A 2,239-nucleotide genomic window follows, 5' to 3' on the forward strand; every position below is an offset into this window, starting at 1 on the left:
GATATTCGTTCCCTCGTCAAAACCCATGGATAACGTTTTATAATTTCTAAAATTACTTAACTCAAGTGATTTAACGAACATAATTACACCAATTATTTCTCAATCTTTATTTGTTCTCCGTTGTATTCAACAATGTCACCAGCAACTAATTTTTTGCCACGTTGGTACTCGACTTCATGATTTACTTTAACGAGACCATCTTGGATTACAAATTTGGCATCTACTCCAGAATCTACCAGTCCGCCTGCTTTTAAAACCTGTCCTAATTTAATAAACTCTTCTCTTAATTTGATTGTTTGCATTATAACGAAATGCTCCTTTCTAAAGACAAAAGAATTTGTGTACATCACAAATTCTCTAATTGAAAAAACTTTGTCTTTTCAACCTTGCCTCCTAACTTATACAGCTCCACTAAAGTTAACTGGTAATATTAAATATACGTAAGTTTCTTCTTTATCACGAATAAAACATGGTGCTTTTGGATTAAATAGATAAATATCAACTTCTTCATCGTCGATAACACGCAATGCATCAATTAAGAATTTAGGATTAAATCCTATCAGAATATCTTTACCTTCTTTACGGATATCAATTTCCTCATTCATGGAACCAATAGATGAGTTAATCTTTAATTCTAAATCCGTATCCGTAATGTTTACAATGATTGGTTTTTTCTCAGACTCTTTCACTAATAGCGTTGCACGATCGATACAACTTAAAAATTCCTTTTTATTAATAGTTACCTTCGTTTCATAGTCATTTGATAACATCTGGTCAATCTTATAAAATTCACCTTCAATAAGACGTGATAATACTGTTGTCTTGTCAAATTCAAATAAGATATGTTTATCAGAGATGTATATTTGTAGCTCATCAGATACTTCTCCTGATAAAATCTTACTAATTTCTATAAGTGTTTTACCTGGTACTACTACCTTAGTGTTTTCGTACTCTTGATTTAACCTAATCTTTCGAATTGATATTCTATGACCATCCAAAGATACAACCTTTAAATCACTACCTGCAATTTCAAGTAGTTCACCTGTCATAATCTTATTACTTTCATTATCAGCAATAGAAAATACTGTTTGGCGAATTACTTCTTTTAATGAAAATTGAGATAATACAATTGGTTTATTTTTTGTAATAGTCGGTAAACTAGGAAATTCTTCAGATGATTTACCTAAAATCTCAAACTTAGATTTTTCACAAGTAATTGTTGCTTTGAAATTATCATCTGTTTGGATGGTTACATCATTCTCTGGTAACTTACGAACAATCTCAGAGAAGATCTTAGCATTAATAGCAATAACACCTTCTTCAACGATCTCACCCTTAATGACTGTTTCGATACCTAATTCCATATCATTAGATATTAATTTAATTTGACCGCTTGTAACTTCTATAACAAGACACTCAAGAATTGGCATTGTTGATTTTGCAGACACTGCTTTTAAAGCAATGTTAACACCATTTAGTAAATCACTTTTGGAACAAACAATTTTCATTCTGTGTATAACTCCCTTCAGGATAAAATATAAAAATATATAATAAATATTTAGTAGTAATAGTAATAGGGGCTGTTAAAATGTTGATAAGTGCTTTTTTGATGATAAATGAGCCACTTCACGTCCATAACAACTATGTTAATAATTCTTTTTAAGATTGAGTATAAAATTGAAGTTATTAACATGGTCTAATTTATACAAAAATAATACACACAAAAATAACAGGTTATTAACAATAAATTCTGAATAACTTAAAACTACTATTGAGGGTTAATCTTCTTACTTAAAACCTCTATTGTATTTTGAAGAGTAGAGTCATTTACGAGATCTTTTGTAATCTTATCAATACCATGTAAAACTGTTGTATGATCACGGTTTCCAAGCTTCTTACCAATGTCAGTAAGAGATAGCTCAGTGAGTTTACGAGATAAATACATACAAATTTGTCTTGGATAAGAAATATTCTTACTCTTCTTCGATGAGTAGATATCAGATTGTGAAATGCTAAAGTGTTCTGAAGTCATTTCAACAATTAAATCTACAGTGATTTCTTTCTTATTATTAGGTGAGATTAAGTCTTTCAGAACTTTCTCAGCTAATTCTACCGTTACATCTTTTTTCTCAAGTCTAGAAAACGCTACAATCTTAGTAAGAGCCCCTTCTAGTTCACGAATATTGGATTTGATATTCGTAGCAATATATTTCATTACTTCATTATCAATTTGAAGACC

The 2,239-nt window shown here is 30.1% G+C and carries 3 protein-coding genes; all 3 read right to left on the reverse strand.

The window, feature by feature from the left end:
• Positions 1-92 precede the first annotated feature (92 nt).
• On the reverse strand, positions 93-302 hold the full coding sequence (locus ACW2QF_RS08895; RefSeq protein WP_455715645.1) for an RNA-binding S4 domain-containing protein: 210 nt from the start codon (positions 300-302) through the stop codon (positions 93-95).
• A 96-nt stretch (positions 303-398) separates the two neighbouring features.
• Positions 399-1,508: a DNA polymerase III subunit beta gene (dnaN, locus tag ACW2QF_RS08900; RefSeq protein WP_455715646.1), complete on the reverse strand. Its 1,110-nt coding sequence runs from the start codon at positions 1,506-1,508 to the stop codon at positions 399-401.
• Positions 1,509-1,768: 260 nt separating this feature from the next.
• Positions 1,769-2,239, reverse strand: a 471-nt coding sequence (locus tag ACW2QF_RS08905; protein WP_455715647.1) for a helix-turn-helix domain-containing protein, incomplete at its 5' end; no start/stop codon positions are given.

It is taken from the genome of Anaerosporobacter sp. (genome assembly GCF_965301125.1).

Bases quoted from the DNA above. Each gene is read 5' to 3' on its own strand.
- ACW2QF_RS08895 (WP_455715645.1), bottom strand. From the start codon at position 302: ATGCAAACAATCAAATTAAGAGAAGAGTTTATTAAATTAGGACAGGTT.
- dnaN (WP_455715646.1), bottom strand. From the start codon at position 1,508: ATGAAAATTGTTTGTTCCAAAAGTGATTTACTAAATGGTGTTAACATT.